The 16691-nt window shown below is 58.5% G+C and carries 15 protein-coding genes and 2 pseudogenes; 7 read left to right on the forward strand and 10 right to left on the reverse strand.

What is annotated here, in order from left to right:
- The first annotated feature begins 51 nt into the window (after nucleotides 1–51).
- On the forward strand, nucleotides 52–1125 hold the full coding sequence (locus ACIQUB_RS25295; RefSeq protein ID WP_402933431.1) for an ornithine cyclodeaminase: 1074 nt from the start codon (nucleotides 52–54) through the stop codon (nucleotides 1123–1125).
- A gap of 6 nt (nucleotides 1126–1131) precedes the next feature.
- Complete coding sequence (locus ACIQUB_RS25300; protein ID WP_113239618.1) at nucleotides 1132–2544, forward strand: MmgE/PrpD family protein; 1413 nt, start codon at nucleotides 1132–1134, stop codon at nucleotides 2542–2544.
- Between the two features lie 113 nt (nucleotides 2545–2657).
- Here ACIQUB_RS25300 and ACIQUB_RS25305 read toward each other — a convergent pair whose 3' ends face one another.
- Nucleotides 2658–3077, reverse strand: a complete 420-nt coding sequence (locus ACIQUB_RS25305) for a BA14K family protein (RefSeq protein ID WP_402933434.1) — start codon at nucleotides 3075–3077, stop codon at nucleotides 2658–2660.
- Nucleotides 3078–3370: 293 nt separating this feature from the next.
- Here ACIQUB_RS25305 and ACIQUB_RS25310 point away from each other — a divergent pair, with 293 nt between their 5' ends.
- Nucleotides 3371–4018 (forward strand): hypothetical protein, encoded by a 648-nt coding sequence (locus ACIQUB_RS25310; RefSeq protein ID WP_402933437.1) that lies wholly within the window; start codon nucleotides 3371–3373, stop codon nucleotides 4016–4018.
- Between the two features lie 467 nt (nucleotides 4019–4485).
- On the opposite strand, the pseudogene ACIQUB_RS25315 reads toward ACIQUB_RS25310, so the two are convergent.
- The 3 genes and pseudogenes from ACIQUB_RS25315 to ACIQUB_RS25325 all read right to left on the reverse strand — a co-directional run.
- Nucleotides 4486–4911 (reverse strand): annotated as a pseudogene (locus tag ACIQUB_RS25315) (ABC transporter permease subunit); the annotation flags it as partial.
- A gap of 18 nt (nucleotides 4912–4929) precedes the next feature.
- Nucleotides 4930–5877, reverse strand: a pseudogene (gene tnpC / locus ACIQUB_RS25320) (IS66 family transposase); the annotation flags it as partial.
- A gap of 81 nt (nucleotides 5878–5958) precedes the next feature.
- On the reverse strand, nucleotides 5959–6777 hold the full coding sequence (locus tag ACIQUB_RS25325) for a nitroreductase (protein WP_402933440.1): 819 nt from the start codon (nucleotides 6775–6777) through the stop codon (nucleotides 5959–5961).
- Nucleotides 6778–6791: 14 nt separating this feature from the next.
- On the opposite strand from ACIQUB_RS25325, the gene ACIQUB_RS25330 reads away from it, so the two are divergent.
- Nucleotides 6792–7706 (forward strand): LysR family transcriptional regulator, encoded by a 915-nt coding sequence (locus ACIQUB_RS25330; protein ID WP_402933443.1) that lies wholly within the window; start codon nucleotides 6792–6794, stop codon nucleotides 7704–7706.
- A 357-nt stretch (nucleotides 7707–8063) separates the two neighbouring features.
- A complete protein-coding gene (locus tag ACIQUB_RS25335; RefSeq protein WP_402933446.1) occupies nucleotides 8064–9098 on the forward strand; it encodes an Ldh family oxidoreductase in 1035 nt (344 codons plus the stop codon).
- A 130-nt stretch (nucleotides 9099–9228) separates the two neighbouring features.
- On the opposite strand, the gene mnhG is transcribed toward ACIQUB_RS25335, so the two are convergent.
- Genes mnhG through ACIQUB_RS25365 form a run of 6 tightly spaced genes read right to left on the reverse strand, consistent with a single transcriptional unit; the run spans nucleotide 9229 to nucleotide 15223 of the window.
- On the reverse strand, nucleotides 9229–9600 hold the full coding sequence (mnhG, locus tag ACIQUB_RS25340; RefSeq protein WP_402933449.1) for a monovalent cation/H(+) antiporter subunit G: 372 nt from the start codon (nucleotides 9598–9600) through the stop codon (nucleotides 9229–9231).
- On the reverse strand, nucleotides 9597–9878 hold the full coding sequence (locus tag ACIQUB_RS25345; RefSeq protein ID WP_037185734.1) for a K+/H+ antiporter subunit F: 282 nt from the start codon (nucleotides 9876–9878) through the stop codon (nucleotides 9597–9599). The genes mnhG and ACIQUB_RS25345 overlap by 4 nt, the downstream gene beginning before the upstream one ends.
- Nucleotides 9875–10351, reverse strand: coding sequence for a Na+/H+ antiporter subunit E (locus ACIQUB_RS25350; RefSeq protein WP_402933453.1), 477 nt, complete (start codon nucleotides 10349–10351; stop codon nucleotides 9875–9877). The genes ACIQUB_RS25345 and ACIQUB_RS25350 overlap by 4 nt, the downstream gene beginning before the upstream one ends.
- Nucleotides 10351–11970, reverse strand: a complete 1620-nt coding sequence (locus ACIQUB_RS25355) for a monovalent cation/H+ antiporter subunit D (RefSeq protein ID WP_402933456.1) — start codon at nucleotides 11968–11970, stop codon at nucleotides 10351–10353. Before ACIQUB_RS25355 ends, ACIQUB_RS25350 begins: the two co-directional genes overlap by 1 nt.
- Nucleotides 11967–12302: a Na+/H+ antiporter subunit C gene (locus ACIQUB_RS25360; protein WP_018897795.1), complete on the reverse strand. Its 336-nt coding sequence runs from the start codon at nucleotides 12300–12302 to the stop codon at nucleotides 11967–11969. The genes ACIQUB_RS25355 and ACIQUB_RS25360 overlap by 4 nt, the downstream gene beginning before the upstream one ends.
- Nucleotides 12302–15223, reverse strand: a complete 2922-nt coding sequence (locus ACIQUB_RS25365; RefSeq protein ID WP_402933459.1) for a monovalent cation/H+ antiporter subunit A — start codon at nucleotides 15221–15223, stop codon at nucleotides 12302–12304. Before ACIQUB_RS25365 ends, ACIQUB_RS25360 begins: the two co-directional genes overlap by 1 nt.
- Nucleotides 15224–15345: 122 nt before the next feature.
- Between ACIQUB_RS25365 and ACIQUB_RS25370 the strand changes: the two genes are divergently transcribed.
- Nucleotides 15346–15603, forward strand: coding sequence for a helix-turn-helix transcriptional regulator (locus tag ACIQUB_RS25370; protein WP_402933462.1), 258 nt, complete (start codon nucleotides 15346–15348; stop codon nucleotides 15601–15603).
- Between the two features lie 405 nt (nucleotides 15604–16008).
- Nucleotides 16009–16248: a cysteine rich repeat-containing protein gene (locus ACIQUB_RS25375; RefSeq protein ID WP_402933464.1), complete on the forward strand. Its 240-nt coding sequence runs from the start codon at nucleotides 16009–16011 to the stop codon at nucleotides 16246–16248.
- Nucleotides 16249–16691: the final 443 nt, after the last annotated feature.

Consider the following 16691-nt stretch of genomic DNA (forward strand, 5'->3'; position numbering starts at 1 on the left):
ACTCCTCGCTTATCCCGACCCATCCTAGTCTCCTTCTCCGAACGAGGAGAAATGGAGATGAAGGAAACTCATTTTCAAAGCACGCACGCACAATTCCTATCTGCAGCCGCACTGCGTGATGCTGGCGCCGAGCTGGACACGGGTGAGATGCTCGCAGCAATGGACAATGCTTGGTTGGATATTCGCTCTGGCAAAGCGTTCGGAACCAAGGCGGTGTTGTCCCTTCCAGAGGAAGACTTCTGGCGCGATAGCACCGTTGCACACCGCCGAAGAGAGTTTTTGGACGAAAGACTGGGTTGGAAGCTTTCGTGCCTCTACAGCGTCAACGAGCGCTACGGCGGTGTAAAAATTATAGGCGCCAATTCATTCAACCGGCAGCTGGGACTACCTCGCTCGACCTCAACGATCGTTCTCATGGAGAAGAAAACGCTACGGGTGCTTACGATTATGGATGGGACCAGTATCTCTGCCCGCCGCACGGGCAGCTATGCCACGATGGTGCTGGATGCCTTTTGCGGCCAAGACAAACCAGTATCGGTTCTGCTTTTCGGAACAGGTCCGACAGCCCGCGCTGTTGTGGAATGTCTTAATTACCGCTGTGCCGAACGAATCGGCAAATTCGCAATCCAGGGCCGATCGATTGGGCGCGCGCAACAGTTTATCGACGCAATCGATTTTCCAAACAGCCTGAACCTGGAACCAGCCGAAGAAACATCACTTAGTAAAAGTGATTTCATTATCACGGCGACAAATGCTCGGGCCCCGATATTCAGTCAAGATGAGTTGGCGCGCGACGCCGTCAGCCTGCATCTTGGCGGGGACGAGATACCCGAGAGCTATTTGCAGCGGGTTTTGCGGACCGGCATGGTCGTTTGCGACGATCTCCGTACTGTATCTCATCGCAACTCGCAAAGTATTGCGCTGCATTTTTCCCGCCGTGGTCTTTCATTGGAGGAGGTAGGGCCGCTACTCGGCCTTCATGACCTGACAATGATAGGAGCGCCCCCTGTCCGGCGCGAGGGACCTGTATGTGTCACCTGTGTCGGACTACCAATGCTGGACCTCTACGCGGCGCAAGCCACCTACGAGAAATACTGCCGGCGCAGCGCATTGGATAGAAGGTGACTGGCGATGTTCATAGCCCATTTGCTTGGCAAGCATATAGCGGACGTCGCCCGGCAAGGTCCACCGCCTGAAACGAGCGATACCGTCCTTCGTCTCGTGCTCGACGTCGTGGCAGCAGGTGCAGCCGGCTGGATCTGCGACGGGCCACGTGCTGTGCGTCGTTCCGTTTCATCGGTCTTTGGATCGGGCGACGCGCCAATCTGGTTTTGCGGCACGGGTTCGAGCGCAACCGGAGCCGTACACTGCAATGTCGCCGCATGTTGCGCGCTTGATGTCGATGATGGTCATCGGGCTGCACGCGGGCATCCAGGCGCTGCGGTCGTAGCGACAGCTCTCGCGCTAGCGCAGTTGCATGATCGCCCGACCGATCGGTTCTTGGCCGCGATCGTCGCAGGCTATGACGTCGGCGTAAGAATTGCCGCGGCTCAAAATCCCGTCGGGATCGCCACGCGACAATCCGGTCGATGGGCGAGCCTCGCGTCCGCTGCAACGGCGGCGGCATTCCTGGGACACCAACCAGGAGTGATTGCGCATGCTCTATCGATCGCGGGCGTGCTTGCACCAAACCAGCAGGCGAATGGCAGCTCCGGCTACTCATCGCTTACCGGAAACGATGTGAAGGAAGGGATAGCTTGGAGCAGCGCCACCGGATTAATGGCGCTGGAACTGGCATCTCATGGGCATACAGGCCCTGAGGATTTCCTCGATCATCCCAACTTCTACGACGGCGAGAGAATTCTATCTGATCTGGGGAGCCGGTGGGAAGTCAACGGTCTTTATTTGAAACCATATGCCTGCTGCCGCTACATTCATCCAGCACTCGATCGGCTTTGCGACCTTATCGACCAGCACGATATCGTCGCTGAAGAGGTCCGCTTGGTTGAAGTTGAAACCTTCGCCTGGGCAACAAAACTCGGCAATCGAACCAATCCTGACAACCTGATCGAGGTTCAGTACAGCCTTCCTTATTGCCTGGCCGTCGCGCTGGTCGATGGCCCTCAGGCGCTGCTTCCTCCGCGTTGGGACTGTCTAGGCCGCCCCGACATTGAATCAGTCGCCAAGAAAGTTAAAATAGTCGTGCGCGACGACATTGACGCCCTTTTCCCGTCTGAAACATTGGCGGTCGTCAGGGTCGAGACCAGCACAACTCGCGTTACATCAGAGATTGGAACTCCGTTCGGAGATCCGCGCTATCCCATGCTTTGGTCAGATGTCGAAAAGAAGCTTCGTGTCTTAACACGCGACGTCCTTGCCGCCCAGCAACAAGGAGAAATTATCGACGCCGTGCTATCCCTAGCCTCCGGAGAAATCTCGCCGCTGCTCAGTGCGCTAAAGTCAACGTCCCCGCCCCGCACGCTCGACAAAATTTGTCACCAACCGTCGGCCCCAGTTGACGGCGAGGGCGTAAGATTTTGGTAAGCTGTGAACCGATCGGAGCTGATCAAATACAAACTGGTCGCTGTCGCCGAGGATATCTCGTCGTGTTTCGACGCTAGCTGTCCCGGCGTAGCGCCGCCGGGACAGCTGCAAAATCACGAATATGGGGATTGGCAAATCGCGCGGACGCCCGCGCGAGGGACATAGGTATTGTCCGTAGCTCGATAGGTCTTATAACGCGATGCGCACCATTCGTAGTGACTGGGACTGACGCTCGTAGGGCGGTTAGCATTATTGATAGCGCCACTGATTACAGCCCCAGCGCCAAAGGCGGCGAGTGGATACCACCAGCCATCGGAATGACGGCGGTAGCCTCGGCGATAGTCGCGATAGCCGCGGTGGCCATGATACCAGCCAGCGCGATGATCCCAGCGGCGATACTGAATTTGTTCGACGCTATCAGTGAACTGCCCTACCGTCGCCGGTGCCTGGGCGGGCATAGCGGAGGCAGGAGCAACGGAGCTAATAACTGTTACAATCGACAAGGCCGCTACGAGGGATTTCTTCAATTGCATTCGATTCTCCAATGATTGACGGAGGTTGGAACAATCCTTGTGACTAAAAGTTCCAGAAAATCATCGGTCCGAGACTGTGTCTCCTCCTACCCTCACTTTCGTATCAAATGCACAACCGACAATCCATTGATCGTCGATCCATGCGACCTTCACAAAGGGTACTTGATCATCGTGAAACATTTATCGTGGTTAAGTCGCGCGATCCTACTTCCATGCAGAGAGGCATCACTTGGGATTGAAGCGCCGGACTTGATGCTGTAGAGCAGTCTTCCCAGATGTCGTGAAAAAACTCCATGGTCGCCCGACCGTTGATATCAACGATCCATCACCCAGTGACGGACTTTGACGTTCACCCGAGCTTCAGGGAATGCGGCATACCGGACCGATCGATTGCTGAAACGGAGCATCTTGCTTTGAGAAGACCAACACGCCAGTTCACCGTTGAGGTCAGGTCGTCAAATCGTCGATCGTCCCTCAAACCAACCTCAATATGGGGTGACATTGACCTGAAGGCGCTCGCCCGTGAAGCCGAAGCTGAAATCGCACGTGATCGGGGCCCGGTCCCGGCGCCCACTTATCCCGTGGAAGAACTGGTTCTGAACCATGTGGAGCCTGTGCCCTGCGCCGATGACGATCGGGCAACAGTCGAAGATAAGGCCGGACCTGAAGTTCTCGGTGCAAAGATTGACAACGACATCGACGTTGCTTTGCCCGTCCGGGTCGCTGCTGTCGGTGAAGAGGCGACCAGGCAGTCTGCGCCGCCACGCAAAACCAATCGGCGACGACCGGGTCGAACCTTAGAGGTTAAGCGCGCTGTTGACGCGGTCGATCGGACAGATATCGACTGGCTGCTGGCCGAAAATCATAAGCTCAAACTGCTGTTCCAAGAGAAGCTTTTGCGAGAAAACGCATTACTGCGAGACATGTTAAATCGAAATTGAGCCCGACGAGATCGCGCTCGTGCTTTGGCCATACTATGGTCTTTCGACGTAGCCGGGGTGACTGGGCCCTGTCGAAATGGTCACTCGACCTGGCTGGTGCAGTTGAGTGTAGGGATGCGAGGAACCTCTGTTGATCTCCTTTGACAACAAAGATTGGTTCTTAACCGGCTTGCGGCAATTAGCTGGTCGCGGCCGGCGTCTCTAGTCGAAGCATTGCACAGATTATGGAATTGGAGACGCTCTTACATGTTTTCGGACACCCCAAAGTCCAGACTTTGATCGCATCGCCATCTGTCGACCCGTTGCACAAAGACGATTCGGTAACCTGGTGGCCGGGACAAGATCCATTAAACCTAAAGGTATATCGGCGCCAAGGTTGCCTGCTCAGTCGACGACCTTTTATCTGATAACGCACATCTTGTAGCACGTTGCCCACCATCAACCGGGCGCCCGAAATGCCCTTACCACTAGGTACGAACCCTCAATGCCCGCTCAGTTCTGTCGGCGATCTGTGTAACGGCATAGGCAATTACCATGTAGATCACGACGGCGACCAGGAAGGCTTCCAGATAGTAGAAGTTCAGCGCCGCGGTCAGCTGCGACTGCGCAAAAATATCAACTACCTCGATGGCGAAACCGAGCGACAGGGCCTTCATGATCACCATGAAGGAATTAGCGAGATCCGGGATTGCCGCGACGATGACCTGCGGAAGCATCACACGGCGAAAAAGCTGGCTCTTTTTGTAGCCTAGCGAATAGGCAGCGTCCGCTTGGCCGGTATCGAAAGAGTTCAAGGCGCCCTTGACGACTTCCGCCTGGAAAGCTGCGACACAGGCCGTCAGCGCCACGATCAGCGTGACCCAGTTCGGCGTCGAGTGGCCGTTGTAGTGTAAGCGGCAAGCTGAGACCGTTCAGCGCGTGTAATTCCACGGCATGAGTGCATCGAGATCGCTGCTGGGCCAACCATTGGCTATGCGCTCGAGCGTCTGGGTGAGCCAGGCCTGCGGATCGATATTGTTCATTTTCGCTGTTTGAAGGAGCGTGGCGATTGTTGCCCAAGTCCTTCCACCGCCATCGCTGCCGGCGAAGAGGCTATTCTTCCTGGTAATTGTCTGTGGCCGGATTGCACGCTCGACTATGTTGTTGTCGAGTTCGATGCGGCCGTCGGTGAGAAAGCGCTCGAAGATGGAGCGACGCGAGGTGGCATAGCGGATCGCCTCGGCCAGCTTCGACTTGCCAGAGATCCGCGGTAGGGTCGTCTCCCAGAGGGCGAAGAGCTCCGTGACAACCCCAGCAGATGTCGCCTGGCGCGCGGCGACACGGGCGTCAGGGCTTTGCCCGCGAGCTGTTTCTTCCACCTGCCAGAGCTTCGCCATCAGTTCCACCGTCTCGGTGGCGATCTTGGAGCTGTCTGAGGCGTGGAGCTCGTAGAACCTGCGCCTGCTATGGGACCAGCAGTAGGCCAGCATCACGCCGTCATTGCCTCCGTCAGATCTGGCAAGCTTGTTATAGGCACCATGTCCGTCAACCTGCAGAATACCGCGATAGCCACTCAGATGCCGGGCGACCCGATCGCCAGCACGGCTATCTTCGAAGCGATAGGCAACCATCGGCGGGCTACTGCCACCGAAGGGTCTGTCATCGCGGGCATAAGCCCAAAGCCAGGCCGTCTTGGCCGATCCGGATCCGGGCGCGAGTGTGGGCAACGTCGTCTCGTCAGCGAAGATACGCTCAGCCTTCTTGACCTCGGCGAGGATGTAGTCGGCCAGGATATCAAGTTCAAAGCCGAGCTTACCCATCCATTGAGCCATCAGCGTCCGGTCAAGCTCGACCTTGTCGCGGGCATAGATTGCGTACTGCTAGGAAACCGGGGTCGGCACCCCCGAGACGGGGATGCCGATGACGAGCATGGAGATAATGTGGGGATGCTCGCCGAAGCTCTACTGATGAAACTTCGTGAAACTGTCGACCTCATCGCGACCCGTACGGACCTGGGTCAGATGAGTATCTTCCGCGGGATGGCCGAAGGAGATGCCAAACAGCAACTTCATCGTGTCGGGCACACCAAGACATTCGCGGACCGTGTCGGCGAAATAACCGAGAACAGTCTGAGGCACGCCTCCGAGGCCACGAGCAGCCAGAGCAAGAAGGAATGTCTGCCCAAACATAACGATGTCGCCAGCGACGCGAACGTTGTCGCCAAACGACGGCATGAGCAGAAACGCCACGTGCGGCGCACCGAAAAAGGTGAAGTTGCGACCAGACGCGATACGCCGGCCTTCGGTGTCGTCTCGCGCTACGCCGAGGCTGCTATAGTAAAGCGCACCATGTTCACGCCGACGCTCGCCGTAGCGACCGTCGAACAGCTTGTCGTCAAAACTGAAATCGAGAGATAGCTTGCCGGTCGATGCGGCGCCGAGCAGAGCTTGTGCCATCTCATCGCGCTTTGCACCGCTGACAATGTGCACCTGCCAAGGCTGTGTGTTGCAATTCGAAGGTGTCCAGCGCGCATCATCGAGAACCTCGCGGATCTGCGCGGGATCGACCGGTGTTGGCGAAAAAGATCTGCACGATTGTCTTGCGCGAACGGTATCGTGAAACGATAGGGTCCTCGTTCTGCATTCGCCAACATGTTCTTTTGTGAGCGTCGCAATTCTTCCATCAGCTCGAATTTTTCGTTCTGACGGCGGTTTTGCCATTCGCCTTTGCAGTTGAAAAGCCGCGATCTTTGCACGATATAACAGCATGAGATGCAGCAATTGGAAACGACTCGATGGACATTTTCGACGGCAATCAGTTCGATGAACTCACAGCCCTGGTGGCGATTGCCAAACACGGTTCATTCAATGCGGCGGGCCGATCGCTACAAAGGCACCCTACGATCGTTTCGAAGCGTATAGCGTCGCTTGAAGCGAGGCTCGGCGTGAGGCTGGTCGAGCGAACCACCAGGCGCGTGGTCATGACTGATGCCGGCTCGCGGCTGGCGGACCAGATCGATCGAGCGACAGCCATTATAGGCGATGCGGAGCAAAAAGCGACGGACGGCGCAGCCGAACTTCAAGGATTGCTTCGTGTCGCTCTGCCAGCCGCGATGGGTAGGTTGTGGATTGCTCCGAAGTTGCCCGAGTTTTCACGCCGGTACCCCGGCCTGACGGTCGAGATCGATTTTGCGGAACGATATGTCGATCTGGTTGGGGAGAATTTTGATGTTGCAATCAGGATGGGGACACTCACCGATAGTCGCTTGGTGGCACGCAAGCTCGGGAACCATCGCATCGTTTTGGCAGCATCTCCTGAGTACATCACACAACATGGCATGCCGAGGCGGCCGAGTGAGTTGCAGCACCACAATGCACTCGTCTACTCTGGACCAGTCGTCAATCCGAATTGGCGCTTCACGCGGCAGGGTCAGCGAGAGAGCATTTCGCCGCAAGGAACCTTCAGATGCAATGACATATGGACATTGCTGGAGATGGCACGCGCAGGCGTAGGTATCGTTTGCGTTGGTGAATGGGCGGTAACCCGCGAGCTGTCAAGCGGGGAACTCGCCCACGTCTTGCCGGATTGGCGGTTCGACGGCGATGGCGGTATCTATATAGTGAGGCCATCCAGCCAATACGCTCCCGCGCGCACTGAAGCCTTCTTGAGCTGGATCCAGAACGACGTTTGGCCAACACTGCCCTGGTAGCGTGTTAGGTTCGCCAATCGGCATGGGAAAGCGGCACTTTGCCCGAGTTTCTACGAATTCATCTCGCTGTTGAACGCCGCTCCAAGCAGCACGATCGACTAGTTCTACTGTTCCAACAGCAAATGTGTGTGCCGCTCCGTGGGCCGGTGTTGACGAGAAGGTCGCTACGCCATCCACCCAATGGCCGCCAATGTAGTGCTTTCCAATCATCTCGTGTCCATCGCCGTGTCTCCGATCGCTATTGCAAGAGCGCGCGTACATGACGCGTTGCGCACATTGTCGACTTCTTGTATTCTTTATATATTTTAATTTCAAGGTTATGAATGTCATTTCGATATGACGATAGGGAACTAGGCCATGCAACATGTTCGTATAAGCAAAGGTGAACTGAATAGTCGGGTGATGGCTATTTTGCGAAAGGCCGGACTTACCGAGTTCCAGGCGAATTCAGTTGCCGACGTCATTGTCGCCGGCGAGGCGGATGGTAGCAAGTCCCACGGTATCTATCGGCTCGATGGCGTCCTACGCACGATCAAGGCGGGCAAGGTGAACCCGGTGGCCACGGCACATGTTGAAAGCAACGAGGCGTCGGCGATTGTAAAGGTCAACGCAGGCGGCGGCTTTGCAAACCCGGCATTTGAGCTTGGATTACCTCATCTTGCTGAACGCGCGGCCAAGTTTGGCATTGCTGCTCTCGTCATCAACGACTGCACACATTTCTCGGCGCTATGGTGGGAAGTGGAAGCTGCTACACGCCAAGGCCTCGCCTGCCTTGCCATGTGCCCGAGTTACGCGACCGTCGCGCCGACAGGTGGCAGCAAGCCGCTGCTTGGCACCAATCCCTTTGCCTTCGGCTGGCCGCGCAGCCAAACCTTCCCCTATGTGTTCGACTTCGCCACCTCGGTCGCCGCGCGAGGAGAGATCGAACTTCATCGTCGTGCCGGTAAGCCCTTGCCTGAAGGGTGGGCGATCGATGCCAATGGTAATCCGACCACGGAGCCGGAAGCGGCGCTGGCCGGCGCCATGCTGCCTTTCGGCGGGCACAAGGGCTCTTCGATTGGCACCATGATCGAACTTCTCGCCGGCATCATGATCGGCGACCTCACAAGCTCCGAAGCACTCGACTATCTGGGTACCACCACGCTTGCGCCACTCCACGGTGAACTCGTCATCGCCATGTCCCCTCAGGCGTTTGCGGCCGGTCGGACTGGAGACCCCTTTGCGCGCGCAGAAGCTCTGTTCGATGCCATTGCCGGCAGCGGTGCGCGACTTCCGTCGCAACGCCGGTTTGCGGCACGCCAAAAGTCTTATGCCGAGGGGATCATGCTGACGGAGGCAGAGATAGAGCAGCTTGAGCACCTGTTAAACAGGGGCCTTGACGCGGTCGCCTGACCCATATGGAGCACGCCGCGCTCGCGCCAGCACACGTTTCGTGACCGCAGGCAAAATCCTTGTGAAGCACGCTGCGGCGTTCCGACTTGGCACGAAGGCTCAGTAGCGTTGGCAACCACCAGTTTGGGATTTACGTGTTCCTGTCTGACTCAGGCGTGTGCTTTGGCGGCGCCTCACCATTTCCTTCTGCCCTGTCTCTATGCAAGGCGGCGCGCGCCAACATCATCAGCGTTACCGGTGTCGTTACCGTGACGAAGACACCGATCAGGATCTCGTGGATAGCCAAGCGCGAGGACGCCACGGAAAAGAAGATCATCGACCCGAGCATGACCCCGCCGATCCCCCAGCTGGTTCCGAGGGTCGGGGCGTGAATACGCTGGTAGAAGCTTGGCAACCGAAGAAATCCGATGGCGCCGATCAAGGCCAACAGCGCGCCGAGGACGAGAAAGAAGGCGACCAGCGCCGCTACCCAAACGGGTATATCCATAGCCGGGTGCATCATTCGATCACCTCCCCGCGCATCAGGAATTTCGCCAGCGCCACGGTTGCCACGAAGCCGATCATGCCGATAACAAGTGCTGCTTCGAAATAGACCACCCGTCCCGTTCCGACGCCGAATGTCACCAGAAGCAGCATGGCATTGATGTAGAAAGTGTCGAGCCCGAGAATCCGGTCCTGCGCGCGCGGGCCGACGAACATGCGGATGGAGACGATCGCCATGGCGGCGACGAGCATGATCTGGGCGACCGACACGGCCGTGAAGAGGATGATTGCACTCATGCGAATATCTCCAGCAACAGCGCCTCGTATCGGTTCTTGATCGTATCGCGCCACACGGCCTCGTTCTGGATGTCGAGAACGTGCAGCAGCACCGAATGATCGTTGGAATCATACTCCAGCCATGCGGATCCCGGTGTGCTCGTCAGGATTACGGCCAAGACGGCAAGCGGGAACTGGCTACGGAGTTTCAGATGGATGGTGATGAAGCCGGGATTGTGCCGGCGTTTGCCGCTGCGCAGGATGATCCACGCGACGTCGATGTTCGACTTGACGATATCGCGAAACACCAGGCCAAAGAGCTTGGGCAGGAGGTACCATTTCTTCAGCCGTATCGGTTCCGGCTGCAGCGATGCCATCGCCCAGCCCGCGAAGACCGCGACGACGAGGCCGAGGATGAAATGGCCGAGGGTGAAGCCGTTAAGCAGCAGCCACATGATGAGGAGGCATGTCGCGAGAATGGGATAGGGAAGCATCACTCGCCCTCCGTTCCAGCTTTGACGCCCTTGATCGGCAGCGCGTTGTTGACCGCGTCGATGTAGATCGACGGCTTGCTCAACGTCCGTATCGTCGTGTCCATGTATTGCATCGCCGGCCCGGCCTGCACGGTGAGTGCAAGCGTCAGCGCCAAGAGAAACATCACCGGCACGATCTCGATCACCAGCACGCGGGGAACCGTGCCCTCGATCGAGCTCCAGAAGGTGCGGATGCCGACGCGCGTCATGGAAATCAATGCGGCGATGCCGGAGAGAATGACGAGAACGACCAGCGCCCAGATCGCTGCCGTGGGCGGCACACCGATGGAGCCAGTGCCCATCATCGCCGAGAGCATGGCGAACTTGGCGACGAAGCCCGAGAGCGGCGGGAGGCCGGAGAGCAGAATGCCGCAGGCCGCAAAGCAGATGCCCAAAACGGCCATGGTGCCGGGCATAGTCACGCCTTCCTCCTGGTTTTCAGGCTCGTCGTCGGTCTCGCCATAGGCCTCCATGGTCACGGCCAGCACGTTTGCGCCCGCATCCTGGCCGCGCTCGACGAGCTCGATGAGCATGAAGAAAGCGCTGATGGTCAGCGTCGAGCTGACGAGATAAAGCAGCGCACCGGAAGAGACGGCGCCGTCGTTGATGCCAAGCACCATGAGTAGCGTCCCCGAGGAGACCAGTACCGAGAAGCCCGCAAGCCGTCCCAGCGCCTGCGATGCAAGCACGCCGACGATGCCGAAGATCAGCGTCGCTATGCCGCCATAAAGCAGAACCGGCGCGCCAAACCCGGCCGAGGGGCCCTCACCGAACAGCAGCATCGTCAGGCGCAGGATGACGTAGATGCCGAGCTTGCTCATGATCGCGAAGATGCCGGCCACCGGCGCCGAGGCGGCGCTATAGGCGGTGGGTAGCCAGAAACAGAGCGGCCACATGCCGGCCTTGATGAGGAAGACGACACCCAATATGCCCGCACCTGCCTCCATCAGCATGCGCCGGTCAGGCTCGATCTCTGGGATGCGGGCGGCGAGGTCGGCCATGTTGAGCGTGCCGGCGGTTCCATAGATGAGGCTGACGCCGATCAGGAACAAAAGGGCGGCCACGAGGTTGACGGCGATGTAATGCATGCCGGATTTGACGCGCAGCGGGCCGGACCCGTGCAGCAGAAGGCCATACGAGGCTGCCAGCATCACCTCGAAGAAGACGAAGAGGTTGAAGAGGTCGCCCGTGAGGAACGCCCCGTTGACCCCCATGAGGAGCAACTGGAACATGCTGTGGAAATGTGCGCCTACGGCATGCCAGCGCGCCAGCGAGAAGACGAGTGCCGACACGGCAAGCAGCGCGGTCAGAAGCAGCATCATGGCCGAAAGGCCATCGAGAACGAGCACGATCCCGAAGGGTGCTGACCAGTTGCCGACGAGATAGACGCCCTCGAAGCCATTCGGGCCGCTCTCGATCCTGAACAGGATGAAGGCGATCACGGCGAGCAGAATCGCGGAGGCCAGGCTGACCATCGCCTTGGCGACGCGGCGCCGCTCGTCGATGAACAGCAGGAGCGCGCTGGCGATCAGCGGAATGAGGATGGGCGCGACGATGAGATGATGGGACCAACCGTTCATTTCGGCTCGTTCCTTCCGTCGACATGGTCGCTGCCCGTCAGCCCGCGCGACGCCAGGAGGACGACGAGAAAGAGCGCCGTGGTTGCAAAGCCGATGACGATGGCGGTCAACACCAGGGCCTGCGGCACGGGATCGGCGAGAATGGACGGATCGTCATTGCCCAGGATCGGCGGCACGTTGGCCTTCACGCCGCCGACGCCGAAGATGAACAGGTTGACGGCGTAGGAGAGCAGCGAGAGCCCGATGATCACCTGATAGGTGCGCGGGCGCAGGATAAGCCAGACCCCGCAGCTCGTCATGATGCCGATGGCGATCGACAGAACCAGTTCCATCACCGCTCCTCCGATTTGGCCGCTTCGATCGTGCGCAGGCGATTGATCCGCAGCGATTGGTGGGCAAGGGCGACAAGGATCAGCACGGTCGATCCGACGACCAGGGAGAAGACGCCGAGATCGAAGAGCAGCGCCGTCGCCGCCGGCATCGTGCCGATCAGGGGCAGTTCGAGATAGCGAGAATGCGAGGTCAGGAACGGATAGCCGAGCAACCATGCACCGGCGCCCGTCAACACCGCCGTCAACAGCCCCGCACCCATCCAGCGCAGCGGCAGAATGCGGATGCGGTCTTCGGCCCAGCGTGTGCCGCCCGCGAGATATTGCAGCAGGAAGGCGATCGAGAGCGTCAATCCCGCCGAGAACCCGCCGCCCGGCAGATCGTGCCCACGCATGAAGAGGTAGACGGAGAAGGTGATGATCACGGGGAACATCCACTGCATGATCACCGATGGTACGAGCAGGTAGTCGCGCACCGTGTCACCGGCTGAGCGCTCCGGCCGCTCCTCGTCGAAGCGGTTTTGCACCTGCTGCTGCTCTGGCATGCCCATGCTGTCTTCAGCCGGGCGGAAACGGCGCAACAGACCGTAGACTGTCAACGAGACGACGCCCAGCACCGCGATTTCGCCCAGCGTGTCGAAGCCACGGAAATCAACGAGGATGACATTGACGACGTTTCGTCCACCGCCGAGCGAATATGCATGCTCGAGGAAATAGTTGGCGATCGCGTCGGGCACCGGCATCGTCGTCACGGCATAGGCGATGGCCGACATGGCGACGCCGCAGAGGACGGCGAGCGCGAAGTCACGGAAGCGCCGGAATCGAGCGCGGATCGTCATGGATTCACGAATGTCTTCGGATCGCTTCGGCAGCCACCTGAGCCCCAACAGGATGAGAACGGTGGTGACGATTTCGACCAGCAACTGGGTGATGGCGAGGTCGGGTGCGGAAAGCCATACGAAGGTGGTGCACACGATGAGGCCGACGCCGCCGAGCATGACCAGCGCGGCCAGTCGGTGGTATTTGGCCGTGTAGGCGGTGCCGATCGCCAGGCACACCCCGATCACCCAGAGCGCGGTGAAGACGGGATCGACGCCGGAATAGACAAAGGGGCGATGCTCGAAGCCACGGAGATAGAGCGGCAGGGCGCCAGCCAGAAGGCCGGCAACCACCAGCCACCGCAATTGCGGCTGCAGCTTGCGTGTTCCCAAGCGCCGCTCGGCAACGCGCGCCCAGCGCCAGGAGACTTCCACGAGGATTCGCTCGAAAATACGCTGCCCCTTCAGCCGCCGGATAAAGGGCGGGCCATCATCGCAGCGAGACAGATAGCCTTTGAGCGCCCAATAGATCGCGGTTCCGGCGATCAACGCGATGACGCTCATGATCAGCGGAAGATTGATCCCGTGCCACAGCGAGAGGCTGTACTCAGGCGTGTCGTCTCTCAGAACGCTGATCACCGCGCTGTGGAGAAACGGTCCGATCGAAAGTGCCGGAACGATACCGACAACCAGGCACAACACGACGAGAAACTCGATCGGGAAGCGCATCCAGCGCGGCGGTTCGTGCGGATGCGCGATCGGCAGATCTGTCGGTGGCGGGCCGAAGAAGACGGTGTGAATGAAGCGCAGGGAATAGGCAACGCTGAAGGCGCTGGCGAGCGTTGCGACATAGGGCAGGATTTTGTCGAGGATGGAATCAGCATGCGTCTCGACTGCTTCGGCGAAGAACATTTCCTTCGAGAGAAACCCGTTCAGCAGCGGCACACCCGCCATGGCGGCGCTGGCGACGACGGCAAGGGTCGCCGTGATCGGCATGAACCGGTACAAGCCGCTCAGCTTGCGCATATCGCGCGTCCCGGTCTCGTGGTCGATGATGCCGGCCGCCATGAACAGCGACGCCTTGAACGTCGCGTGATTGAGCATGTGGAAAATCGCCGCCACCGTCGCCAGCGGGCTTCCGAGGCTCAGCAGCGTCGTGATCAATCCGAGATGACTGATCGTCGAATAGGCCAGAAGCCCTTTCAGATCGCGCTGGAATATCGCGAAGTAGGCGCCCAGCAGCAAGGTGATCATGCCCGCGGCGCCGAGAATCCAGAACCACTCGTAGGTTCCCGACAAGACGGGCCAGAAACGCACGAGCAGGAAGACACCCGCCTTCACCATTGTCGCCGAATGGAGGAATGCCGAGACGGGCGTGGGCGCCGACATGGCGTTCGGGAGCCAGAAATGGAATGGAAACTGGGCGCTCTTCGTCAGAGCTCCAAGCAGAATGAAGATCAGCGCGGGCACATAGAGGCTATGATTTCGGATCAGGTCGCCTGAGTTCAGGATCGTGTCCAGATCGTAGCTGCCGACGATCTTGCCGAGCAGGATCAGACCGATCAACAGACAGAAGCCGCCGATCCCGGTGATCGTCAGCGCCATTCGCGCGCCATCGCGTGCGGCAGCGTTGTTGTGCCAATAGCTGATCAGCAGGAACGAGGAGATGCTCGTCAGTTCCCAGAACACCGACAGCAGGATGACATTGCCCGATATGACAATGCCGACCATTGCTCCCATGAACGCAAGCAGGAAGGAGAAGAACCGCGGGACCGGATCGTCTTCCGACATGTAATAGCGGGCGTAGAGGATCACCAGAAAACCGATGGAGGTGATCAGCATGGTGAAAATCCATGCAAAGGCATCCATGCGCAGCGTCAGATCAAGACCGAGTTGCGGCAACCATTCCGCATTGAAGCGAATGATGCCCCCGTCGGAAACCTGCGGGTAGAGGCTGGCGTTGAGCAGAAGTGCGAGAAGGACGACAAGACCGGCAAGGCCGGCAGGTAGGCGACGCGATGCCGTCCTCAGGAAAAAGACCGACAGGATGCTTCCCACGAACGGAAGAAGCAGCAGCGCAACCAGCATGAACGGTCCGGCGGTCATCCCAAGGCATTGATCCTTTTCTTGTCATTATGACCAAGTGGAGCGCATTCTACATCCACCTAGAAATCTCTTTGAAATTAGCCTATATGATCTATGTCAACCAATATGGGCGATAGTCGAACATGGGTCAAGCTTACGACCATAAGATTTTGTCACCGGCTCTCTGTCGAGCGGCCCGCGGCCTCCTGGACTGGACGCAAGTCGAACTTTCAGAGCGAGCCGGTGTTTCGCGAAGCACTGTTCGTGATTATGAAGGCGGTCGTCATGAGGTTCACCGTGCGACGGCAGCGCAGTTGAAAATCGCGCTGGAAAGCGGTGGTGTCAATTTCGTCAGCCTGGAGGATGGCAAGATAGCCGTTTGTTCCACCAACGAGCATTGATGCCGGCTGGCTAGGATATATGGCCAACCCGCAGTGCTCACCGTATCTGGAAGCGCCATGCGCCCATTCGCCGAGCGGCCCAAACCCTTTGGGGTTCGCGAGATTTCGAACATCAGGCAACTCGCACGTCATAGGCAACGTTCCAGCGGAAATGCCGTACCGCCACAACCCAGCTGTCACCAATAGCAATCGCTTCTGCGGCATCCGGCAACAATAAGAAACAATCTTGCAATCAAGTCGCGAGCCTTTGCCGCGAAAACAGTTTCGCGGTCCTCGACGGCCTGTGACCGACTTCGCGGTCTTGGGCCTGACAGGAGCCGGCAAACTGGCTGCTGTCGTCGAACGACCCGCAACGGCGAGGTCTACGGCGGTGGCAGATCGTTCCACAGGCAAAGGACATTCAAGATGAACCGTTACATCATCGCATTCCTTCTTACTTCCGCGGCTGTCGCATCCGCCCAAGAGCAGCTTTCGATGTCGCAGAAGATGAAGCTTCGCGACAACTGCAAGCAGGACATTCAGCAGCTATGCCCGGGCGTCCAGCCGGGTGACGGCGGGATCATGGCCTGCGTCAAGGAAAACAAGGCCAAGCTCTCGGGCATGTGCTCGGCAACAATCGACAAGCTGTTGGCGGCCAAGAAATAGCCTCGTCTTCTCCTCTGCATTGAGGAGAGCAAAGCCGCTCGTCTCCGACCCACCGACCACAAGCCGGGACGAGCGGCGTTTCTTACGCCCGACAAACAATCCACGTCAGGAAGCCAACATGAAGCGATCCAGTACCGCCTCCAAAACAATGCTTGCCGCAACCATTCTTGCGGCGCTTGCCGTGACATCCTCGGCTGTATACGCAGACGAGACTGACATCGATTACCGATGTGTGTCAGAAGCAACAGCCTTCACCGAGGTCGCCGATCCTTGCCTACAGCTATAGAAGCGAAGGAGGAGTCTTCACCAGCGCGCTCGATGGCTTGCGCGACCAACTCATCGATTGCCTAGCACTACTTTGGCAGATTCGGGCAAGGCTGGTTTGAGATGATTTGTGCTCTCTTCATTTGAGGGCGCGACATGGCAGATTGGGATACGGAGCT

This window comes from Rhizobium sp. NPDC090275, assembly GCF_044772225.1.
In the GTDB taxonomy this organism is placed as follows: Bacteria; Pseudomonadota; Alphaproteobacteria; order Rhizobiales; family Rhizobiaceae; genus Rhizobium.

Coding starts and splice junctions, on each gene's coding strand:
- ACIQUB_RS25335 (WP_402933446.1), top strand. CDS start 8,064: ATGCAACATGTTCGTATAAGCAAAGGTGAACTGAATAGTCGGGTGATG.
- ACIQUB_RS25295 (WP_402933431.1), top strand. CDS start 52: ATGGAGATGAAGGAAACTCATTTTCAAAGCACGCACGCACAATTCCTA.
- ACIQUB_RS25345 (WP_037185734.1), bottom strand. CDS start 9,878: ATGAGTGCAATCATCCTCTTCACGGCCGTGTCGGTCGCCCAGATCATG.
- ACIQUB_RS25330 (WP_402933443.1), top strand. CDS start 6,792: ATGGACATTTTCGACGGCAATCAGTTCGATGAACTCACAGCCCTGGTG.
- ACIQUB_RS25305 (WP_402933434.1), bottom strand. CDS start 3,077: ATGCAATTGAAGAAATCCCTCGTAGCGGCCTTGTCGATTGTAACAGTT.
- ACIQUB_RS25375 (WP_402933464.1), top strand. CDS start 16,009: ATGAACCGTTACATCATCGCATTCCTTCTTACTTCCGCGGCTGTCGCA.
- ACIQUB_RS25300 (WP_113239618.1), top strand. CDS start 1,132: ATGTTCATAGCCCATTTGCTTGGCAAGCATATAGCGGACGTCGCCCGG.
- ACIQUB_RS25355 (WP_402933456.1), bottom strand. CDS start 11,970: ATGAACGGTTGGTCCCATCATCTCATCGTCGCGCCCATCCTCATTCCG.
- ACIQUB_RS25350 (WP_402933453.1), bottom strand. CDS start 10,351: ATGCTTCCCTATCCCATTCTCGCGACATGCCTCCTCATCATGTGGCTG.
- ACIQUB_RS25360 (WP_018897795.1), bottom strand. CDS start 12,302: ATGGAACTGGTTCTGTCGATCGCCATCGGCATCATGACGAGCTGCGGG.
- ACIQUB_RS25310 (WP_402933437.1), top strand. CDS start 3,371: ATGGTCGCCCGACCGTTGATATCAACGATCCATCACCCAGTGACGGAC.
- ACIQUB_RS25370 (WP_402933462.1), top strand. CDS start 15,346: ATGGGTCAAGCTTACGACCATAAGATTTTGTCACCGGCTCTCTGTCGA.
- mnhG (WP_402933449.1), bottom strand. CDS start 9,600: ATGATGCACCCGGCTATGGATATACCCGTTTGGGTAGCGGCGCTGGTC.
- ACIQUB_RS25365 (WP_402933459.1), bottom strand. CDS start 15,223: ATGACCGCCGGACCGTTCATGCTGGTTGCGCTGCTGCTTCTTCCGTTC.